8 protein-coding genes are annotated in these 7,904 nt (G+C 72.4%); 1 reads left to right on the forward strand and 7 read right to left on the reverse strand.

Annotated features, from left to right (window positions below; all coding sequences use genetic code 11):
- Window positions 1-97: 97 nt before the first annotated feature.
- The 6 genes from aroQ to mltG (ACFWIS_RS29875) form a co-directional block, all read right to left on the reverse strand.
- Window positions 98-526: a type II 3-dehydroquinate dehydratase gene (gene aroQ / locus ACFWIS_RS29850; protein ID WP_030553681.1), complete on the reverse strand. Its 429-nt coding sequence runs from the start codon at window positions 524-526 to the stop codon at window positions 98-100.
- A gap of 8 nt (window positions 527-534) precedes the next feature.
- Window positions 535-1,626 carry a 3-dehydroquinate synthase gene (aroB, locus tag ACFWIS_RS29855; protein ID WP_380461188.1) on the reverse strand — a complete coding sequence of 364 codons (1,092 nt, stop codon included), beginning with the start codon at window positions 1,624-1,626 and terminating at the stop codon, window positions 535-537.
- Complete coding sequence (locus ACFWIS_RS29860; RefSeq protein WP_380461186.1) at window positions 1,619-2,140, reverse strand: shikimate kinase; 522 nt, start codon at window positions 2,138-2,140, stop codon at window positions 1,619-1,621. Before ACFWIS_RS29860 ends, aroB begins: the two co-directional genes overlap by 8 nt.
- 73 nt (window positions 2,141-2,213) lie before the next feature.
- A complete protein-coding gene (aroC, locus tag ACFWIS_RS29865) occupies window positions 2,214-3,398 on the reverse strand; it encodes a chorismate synthase (protein ID WP_380524050.1) in 1,185 nt (394 codons plus the stop codon).
- 163 nt (window positions 3,399-3,561) lie between these two features.
- Complete coding sequence (locus tag ACFWIS_RS29870; protein ID WP_380461184.1) at window positions 3,562-4,392, reverse strand: shikimate dehydrogenase; 831 nt, start codon at window positions 4,390-4,392, stop codon at window positions 3,562-3,564.
- A 34-nt stretch (window positions 4,393-4,426) separates the two neighbouring features.
- A complete protein-coding gene (gene mltG, locus ACFWIS_RS29875; protein ID WP_380461183.1) occupies window positions 4,427-6,070 on the reverse strand; it encodes an endolytic transglycosylase MltG in 1,644 nt (547 codons plus the stop codon).
- 6 nt (window positions 6,071-6,076) lie between these two features.
- Here mltG (ACFWIS_RS29875) and ACFWIS_RS29880 point away from each other — a divergent pair, with 6 nt between their 5' ends.
- The gene (locus tag ACFWIS_RS29880; RefSeq protein WP_380461182.1) at window positions 6,077-6,277 is read left to right on the forward strand and encodes a hypothetical protein; all 201 of its coding nucleotides are present in this window, start codon (window positions 6,077-6,079) and stop codon (window positions 6,275-6,277) included.
- Between the two features lie 186 nt (window positions 6,278-6,463).
- On the opposite strand, the gene mltG (ACFWIS_RS29885) is transcribed toward ACFWIS_RS29880, so the two are convergent.
- Window positions 6,464-7,693: an endolytic transglycosylase MltG gene (mltG, locus tag ACFWIS_RS29885; protein WP_380461180.1), complete on the reverse strand. Its 1,230-nt coding sequence runs from the start codon at window positions 7,691-7,693 to the stop codon at window positions 6,464-6,466.
- Between the last annotated feature and the right edge of the window lie 211 nt (window positions 7,694-7,904).

Below are 7,904 nucleotides of genomic sequence, written 5' to 3' on the forward strand. Positions count from 1 at the left end.
TCTTGGGGGTTACCTTCGCGGGGGGCGGGGGGGGGTGCCCCGCCCGCGGCGGGGCCGCTGAGCAGCCGTCAGAGCCGCTGATCGGCGATCCGAGCCGTCACCGCGAGGTGAGCTGCTCCGCCAGCGCCCGCAGCGCCAGCTCGTACGAACCGATCCCGAAGCCCGCGATGGTGCCGGAGGCCACCGCCGCGATCACCGAGGTGTGCCGGAAGGTCTCCCGCGCGTACGGGTTGGAGATGTGCACCTCGATCAGCGGCGCGGTGCGCTGCGCCGCGGCGTCCCGCATCGCGTACGAGTAGTGGGTGAACGCGCCCGGGTTGATCACCACGGGCACCTTCCCGTCGGCCGCCTCGTGCAGCCACTCCACCATCTGCTGCTCGGAGTTGGTCTCGTGGACCTCGACCTCGAAGCCGAACTCCTTGCCCAGCGCGGTGCAGCGCTCGACCAGTCCGGTGTACGAGGTGGCGCCGTAGACGTCCGGCTCGCGGCTGCCCAGTCGGCCCAGGTTGGGGCCGTTGAGCACCATCACCCGCGTCACGCCGAGACCTCCGCGTAGGCGGCGACCAGCAGGGACGGGTCGGGGCCCTCCAGCACGGAGGTCTTGCCGAGGCCGTCCAGGACGATGAAGCGGAGGAGGTCGCCGCGCGACTTCTTGTCGATCTTCATCGCGTCCAGCAGCTTGGGCCAGGCGTCCGCCCGGTAGCTCAGCGGCAGCCCGACCGAGGCCAGCACGGTGCGGTGCCGGTCGGCCGTCTCGTCGTCCAACCGCCCTGCCAGGCGGCCGAGTTCGGCGGCGAAGACCATGCCGATGGAGATCGCCGCGCCGTGCCGCCACTTGTAGCGCTCGTTGCGCTCGATGGCGTGGCCCAGGGTGTGGCCGTAGTTGAGGATCTCGCGCCGGCCGGACTCCTTGAGGTCCCCGGAGACGACGTCGGCCTTGACCTGGATGGCCCGGCGGATCAGCTCGACGGTGTGCGGGCCGGCCGGCGTCCGGGCGCCCTCGGGGTCGGCCTCGATCAGGTCGAGGATGGCCGGGTCGGCGATGAAGCCGCACTTGATGACCTCGGCGAGGCCGGAGACGTAGTCGTGCTTGGGCACGGTCTCCAGGGTGCCGAGGTCGGCCAGCACGCCCACCGGCGGGTGGAAGGCGCCGACCATGTTCTTGCCCTCGGCGATGTTGATGCCGGTCTTGCCGCCGACGGCCGCGTCGACCATGCCGAGCAGCGTGGTGGGCATGGAGATCCAGCGCACCCCGCGCAGCCAGGTGGCCGCGACGAAACCGGCCAGGTCGGTGGTGGCACCGCCGCCGAGGCCGACGACGACGTCGCTGCGGGTGAAGCCGGTCTGCCCGAGCACCGACCAGCAGTAGGCGGCGACCTCGGCGCTCTTGGCCTCCTCGGCGTTCGGCACCTGGAGCCCGATCGCCTCGTACCCCTCGCCGGCCAGGTCCTCGCGGATGGCGTCGGCGGTGGCGGCCAGCGCCTCCGGGTGGATGATCGCGACCCGCCTGGCCCGCGTCCCGATCAGCGGCGCCAGTTCACCGAGCAGCTGGTGCCCGATCAGCACGTCGTACGGGTCGTGGCCGGCGCTGCCGCCGACGTGAATCCTGACGGTGGTGTCAGTCATGGGGGGTCTTCAGCTCCAGTGCTTCCAGTACGGCGTCCGCGACCTGCTCGGGGGTGCGGTCGGCGGTGTCGACGACGGCGGTGGCCACCTCCAGGTAGAGGGGGCGGCGGGCCTCCATCAGCTCGCGCCAGCGGGCCCGCGGGTTGACGGCCAGCAGCGGCCGCGGGGCGTCCAGGCCGACCCGCTTGACGGCGTCGCCCAGCGGGACCTCCAGGAAGACCACCGGCAGCTCGCGCAGCAGCTCGCGGGTGGCCTCGGCCATCACCGCGCCGCCGCCGAGCGCCAGCACTCCGCGGTGGCCCTCGGCGGCCGCACGCACGGCGCGGACCTCCAACTCGCGGAAGTGCGGCTCGCCCTCGTCGATGAAGATCTCCGGGATGGGCTTGCCGGCCAGCGTCTCGATGTCGGCGTCGGTGTCCCGGAAGCCGACGCCCAGGCGCTCGGCCAGGGCCCGTCCGACGGTGGACTTGCCGCTGCCGGGCGGGCCGACCAGCACGACGACGGGAGAGGTCATGCCCCCACCTCGCTTCGCTCGGCGGGCGATGACCGCAACCGGCATCCTCTGATGATGAGCTCGCTTCGCTCACTCATTTGATGATCAGGTTGTCGAGGTAGCTCTGCACATTGCGACGGGTCTCCGACACGTTGTCGCCACCGAACTTCTCGTTCACCGCGTCGGCCAGCACCAGCGCGACCATCGCCTCGGCGACGATGCCGGCGGCCGGCACCGCGCAGACGTCCGAACGCTGGTGGTGCGCCTTGGCCGGCTCGCCGGTGCGCACGTCCAGGGTCTGCAGCGCCCGCGGCACGGTGGCGATCGGCTTCATCGCGGCGCGCACCCGCAGCACCTCGCCGGTGGAGAGCCCGCCCTCGGTGCCGCCGGAGCGGCCGGAGGTGCGCTTGACGCCCTCGGCGGTCGGGACGATCTCGTCGTGCGCCTTCGAGCCGGGCACCCGGGCCAGCTCGAAGCCGTCGCCGACCTCGACGCCCTTGATCGCCTGGATGCCCATCAGCGCGGCGGCCAGCCGGGCGTCGAGGCGGCGGTCCCAGTGCACGTGCGAACCGAGGCCCACCGGCACGCCGTACGCGAGCACCTCGACCACGCCGCCGAGGGTGTCGCCGTCCTTGTGGGCCTGGTCGATCTCGGCGACCATCGCCTTCGAGGCGTCCGCGTCCAGGCAGCGCACCGGGTCGGCGTCCAGCCGGGCCTCGTCCGAGGGCAGCGGCACCACACCCGCCGGCGCCTTGGCGGCGGCCAGCTCGACCACGTGGCTGACGATCTCGATCCCGGCCACCTCGCGCAGGTACGCCCGGGCGACCGCGCCCAGCGCGACCCGGGCGGCCGTCTCCCGGGCGCTGGCGCGCTCCAGGATCGGCCGGCCCTCGTCGATCGAGTACTTCTGCATGCCGGCCAGGTCGGCGTGGCCCGGGCGCGGGCGGGTCAGCGCCTCGTTGCGGGCGAGGCCCGCCAGCACCTCGGGGTCGACCGGGTCGGCCGACATGACCTGCTCCCACTTCGGCCACTCGGTGTTGCCGACCATGATCGCGACCGGGCTGCCCATGGTCAGGCCGTGCCGGACGCCACCGAGGAAGGTCACCTGGTCCTGTTCGAACTTCATCCGCGCCCCGCGGCCGTAACCGAGCCGGCGGCGCGCCAGCGCGTCGGCCACCACGTCGGTGGTGACCGGTACACCGGCGGGCAGGCCTTCCAGCGTCGCGACGAGTGCGGGGCCGTGCGACTCCCCCGCCGTCAGCCAGCGCAACGTACCCAACGGAGCTCCTTCATCAGCGGGCCGGCCCACGGCACCGCCGCGGCCCGCCCGAGCGTGCCTTCCGTCCGAATCCTTTCATGACCCGGCGGCACCCGGCGGCACAGTCCGGGTGCCGGACGGCAACCGGTCACACGGCGAAACGACCGGACCGGAACCGACGGGCTCAGCGCCCGGCCAGCGCCCGCTCCCCGGCCGCGCGCATCGCCGCGAGCGGCCCGGGGGCGCGCCCGGTGAAGGCCTCGCTCTGCAGCACCGCCTGGTGGACCAGCAGGTCCAGACCACCGAGGACGGTCGCCCCGCGCTCGGCGCAGGCGGCCGCCAGCGCCGTCGGCCACGGGTGGTAGAGCACGTCGAACAGCGCGCCCGGGGCCGCGGGCAGTGCGCCGGCGAAGGCGTCGGTCGCCCCGACCGGCGTGGTGGAGACGGTCAGCGGCCGCTCCAGCGCCTCGGCGCCGCGCTCCCAGTCGGCGGTGCGCACGGGCACACCGAGCCGCTCGCCCAGCTCGGCCATCTCCCGGGCCCGCTCGGCGCTGCGCACGTAGACCGTCACCTCACCGGCGCAGACCTGGGCGAGCGCCGCCAGTGCCGAGGAGGCGGTGGCCCCGGCGCCCAGCACGGCGGCGGCCGGCACCTCGGTGATGCCGCGCTCGCGCAGGGCGTTGACCAGCCCGGGGACGTCGGTGTTGTCGCCGGTGCGCCGCCCGTCCGCGGTGAACACCACGGTGTTCACCGCGTCCACCGCGCGGGCCGTCGCGCTGACCTCGTCCAGCAGCGGGATGACCGCCCGCTTCAGCGGCATGGTCAGCGACAGCCCGGCCCACTCGGCCTCGTCCAGTCCGGCCAGGAAGCCGGGCAGGCCGGCCTCGTCGACCTCGAAGCGGTCGTAGCGCCAACCGTCCAGCCCGAGCGCCGTGAAGGCGGCCCGGTGCAGGTCCGGCGAGAGCGAGTGGGCGATCGGCGAGCCGAGGACGGCCGCCCGGTGCTTGCTGGTCAACGCTGGCTCTCCGTGAACGACGGTGCGGTGGCGGCTACTTGGTGGTGCAGTGCAGGCCGACCTTGTCGAAGCCCTGGCCCGCGGCCTTGCAGTACGCCTCGACGTTGGCCGCGTGCTCCTTGTCCGTCTCGGCGAACAGGGTTTGGGTCGGGGACATCGCGATGAAGTACAGCCACTTGCCGTCCGCGGGGTTGAGCGTCGCGTTGAGCGCCTCGTCGCCGGGGTTGGAGATCGGCGTCGGGGGCAGGCCCGGGTTGATGTACGTGTTGAACTTGTTGGACCCGTCGTTGATGTCCTTCGACGTGAGTTCCTTGCGGCCCAGCGAGTACTGCAGCGTGGTGTCCATGCCGAGCGTGTGGCGCACGGTGTCGCTCGCCAGACGGTTCTGGATGGTCCTGGCCATCTTGGCGAAGTCGCCCGGGTTGTTGCCCTCGCGCTGCAGGATGCTCGCCTCGATGACGACCTCGTAGCCGTTCTTGAGGCCCGCCTTGGAGGCCTGGCCGTCCAGGTTGGCGTACTTGTCGGTGGCGGTCTTCACCATCTGCTTGAGCAGGTCCTCGGGCTTCATGCCGTCGGCGATGTTGTAGCGGGTCGGCCAGAGGAAGCCCTCGATGTTGCCGTTCGCGTAGCCCGGCAGACCGAGGTCGTTGACCTGGGCCTTGGCGACGCCCGCCGTGGTGCCCTTCTGCAGCTTCAACTTGGTGTCGATGATGGCGTAGATCTCGGAGGAGTTCTTGCCCTCGGGGAACACGATCGCCGCGCCGCCCGCCTGGTCGAGCAGTTCCTTGAGCGCGGCCGCGGCCGGCATCTCCCGCTTCAAGGTGTAGAAGCCGTACTGGATCGTGCTGCACTTGGGTTCGGCGTCACAGGCCTTGGTGAAGGCGTCGACGCTCTTGACCACACCGGCGGCCTTCAGCGTGGCGCCGATCTGCCCGCCGACCGCGCCCTGCTTGACCTCGACCTGGACGGAGCCGTTGCCCTCACCGGTGAAGTCCGGCGGCGGACCGAAGTGGTCCTTGTAGAAGCCGTAGCCCCACCAGCCCGCGCCGCCGAGCAGGCCCAGCAGCACCAGCGCGACGACCAGGCAGGCGCCGCCGTTGCGACGGCCCGCCTTCTTGCCGCTCTCCTTGCGCTTCTTCTTCGCCTCGCGGGAGTCGTCCTGCTCCCCGAGGAAGCCGTTCTGCTCCTCCTCGGCGTGCTCGTCGAGGTAGACGTCGCCGTGCTGCTCGTCCTCGCGCCGGCCGTCCCACTCCTCGGCCTCGGGCTCGTGCGCCCCGCCGACCGGATCGGCGCCGGCCTCCAGCGCGGCGGCCTCGGCCTCCCAGTCGATCCCGTCCGGGCCGGGCCCGGTGGCGGGCGCGGGTGCCGGGGCCTGCGGCGCCGCCTGCTGCCGGACGGGCTGCTGCTGCTGCTGGACATGCTGGGGAGCGGCCTGCTGCTGGGGCATGCCCTGCTGCGGCATCGGCATCTGCTGCGGATAGCCCTGCTGGGCCATACCCTGCTGCATCGGCATCTGCTGCAGGTGGGCCTGCTGGGTCATGCCCTGCTGCTGGTACCCCTGGTCGAAGCCCTGGTCGAAGCCGTGGTCGAAGCCCTGCTGCGGCACCTGCTGCTGCGGGCCCCCCATCTGCTGCGGGTAGCCCTGCAGCTGGTACCCCTCCGGGTATTGCTGCTGCATGCCCGGTTGCATCTGCATCTGCTGCTGCGCGTACCCCTGCTGTACGTCCCCGTACGGCTGCTGACCCTGCTGGGCCTGCTGCGGGTACTGCTGCTGCCACTGGCCGTCCTGCTGGCCGGGGACCGGCTGCTGGCCGCCGTACCCGGGATCACCGGGGTGCCACGGCTCGCCCTGGGGGCCGTAGCCCCGACCCAGATCGGTCATTGATCCCCTTAACCGACGGTGACGACCGGAGGATCGGACCGGCCGTCCGGGACGACCGCCGTCCCGGCTGATTCTCGAACCGGCGTGCTAGCGCAGCGCCTGGGAGGAGACGTTACCGTACCGCAGCCGTACCCCCGCCCGGGCGAACGCACTGTCAGTGAGCGACCTCACGCTCGGCACACGGGGCCGTCACGGGGTGGCCGCCCCCGGCGCGGAGGGCGTGGCGGTGGCCGTGTCGGAGGCCGGAGCGCTCGGTTTGGCGGCCCGGGCGGCGTTGAACTCCGCGACGTTCTTCTGCTGCACGTCGAAGCTGTCGGTGAAGCGGGTGTCGCCCGGCTTCACGGTCACGAAGTACAGCCAGTCCCCGGGCGTCGGATCCAGGGCCGCCATGATCGCCTGCCGTCCGGGATTGGAGATCGGGGACGGCGGGAGCCCCGCGTGCAGGTAGGTGTTGTACGGGGAGTCCAGCTTGGTGTCGGTGACGGTGGTGTTCAGGGTCGAGCGGCCGAGCGCGTAGTTGATGGTGGAGTCGAGCTGCAGCGGCATGCCCTTGGCCAGCCGGTTGTAGATGACCCGGGCCACCTTGCCCATGTCCTCGGTGTTGTCGGCCTCGCCCTGGACCATGCTGGCGACGGTGACCAGGCCGTACAGGCTCTGCCCGAGGTTCTGCGCGACGACGTTGGCGTCGTCCCGGCTGAACTCCTTGCCCGCCCGCTCGACCATCTGCTTCAGCAGGTCCAGCGCGGTGGTCCCGTCGGTGACGGCATAGGTCGCGGGGAACAGGTAGCCCTCCGGGCTGCCCTTGGCGAAGTCCGGCAGGCCGAGTTCGGCGCCCTGGTCCTGGGCGGCCTTCTGGGTGGTGCCGGCCGGCAGGTTCAGCTTCTTGTCGATCGCCGCGTAGATCTGGTAGCCGCGCCAACCCTCGGGAATGGTAAGGCCGTTGGCGTTGGCCGGGTCGATCAGGACAGCCAGCGCGGCGGCCGCCGACATCCGCTGCTTCAGGGTGTACGTCCCGGGCTGGATCCGCCCGGCGGCGGCCGCGCTGCCCTTCGCCGCCCGGGTGAAGGCGAGCGAGCTGGCCACCACCCCGTTGCGGACCAGTGCGGAGGCGATCTGGGACAGGCCGGCGCCCTCCGGCACCGAGACCTGGACGCTGCCGTTGCCCTGCCCCGCGTAGTCGGCGGCGGCCGGGGGTTTGCGCTGCTGCTGGAACCAGGTGTAGCCGGTGAGCCCGATCCCGCCGAACACCGCGATCAGGGCGAGGGCGGTGAGCGCGCAGGCCAGTCCGTTACGCCGTCGGTGCGGATCCGGCGCATCGTAGCGCGGCCGGGGCGCACCCGGAGGACGGCCCTCCGGCTCCAGCACCGGCGCACCCAGGTGTCCCGGGGTGAGACCCGGGTGGAAGTCCTGGTCGGTCATGGCTCGCAGCCCCCTCGGCGGTCCCGAATCGCTGAGAATCGTCCCGAGGCGACTCGGATCGGTCCGAGGCAACCCGGAACGGTCCGAAACGGACACGGGAACGAACGAAAGAGGGGTGCGGGGGGGGGCGGGCGCACGGGCGCCCCCAAGGGGGGGTTGTTGAGGGGGGGGGGCCCGGCGCCCCCCCCCGCAGACCCGGGGGGGGGCCGCG

The sequence above is a fragment of the Kitasatospora sp. NPDC127060 genome (assembly GCF_042724935.1).
GTDB lineage: Bacteria > Actinomycetota > Actinomycetes > Streptomycetales > Streptomycetaceae > Kitasatospora.

Excerpts from the sequence above, each read along its gene's own strand:
- mltG (WP_380461183.1), bottom strand. The coding sequence starts at position 6,070 with ATGCAGCAGCAATACCCGGAGGGGTACCAGCTGCAGGGCTACCCGCAG.
- mltG (WP_380461180.1), bottom strand. The coding sequence starts at position 7,693 with ATGACCGACCAGGACTTCCACCCGGGTCTCACCCCGGGACACCTGGGT.
- aroB (WP_380461188.1), bottom strand. The coding sequence starts at position 1,626 with ATGACTGACACCACCGTCAGGATTCACGTCGGCGGCAGCGCCGGCCAC.
- ACFWIS_RS29860 (WP_380461186.1), bottom strand. The coding sequence starts at position 2,140 with ATGACCTCTCCCGTCGTCGTGCTGGTCGGCCCGCCCGGCAGCGGCAAG.
- aroQ (WP_030553681.1), bottom strand. The coding sequence starts at position 526 with ATGGTGCTCAACGGCCCCAACCTGGGCCGACTGGGCAGCCGCGAGCCG.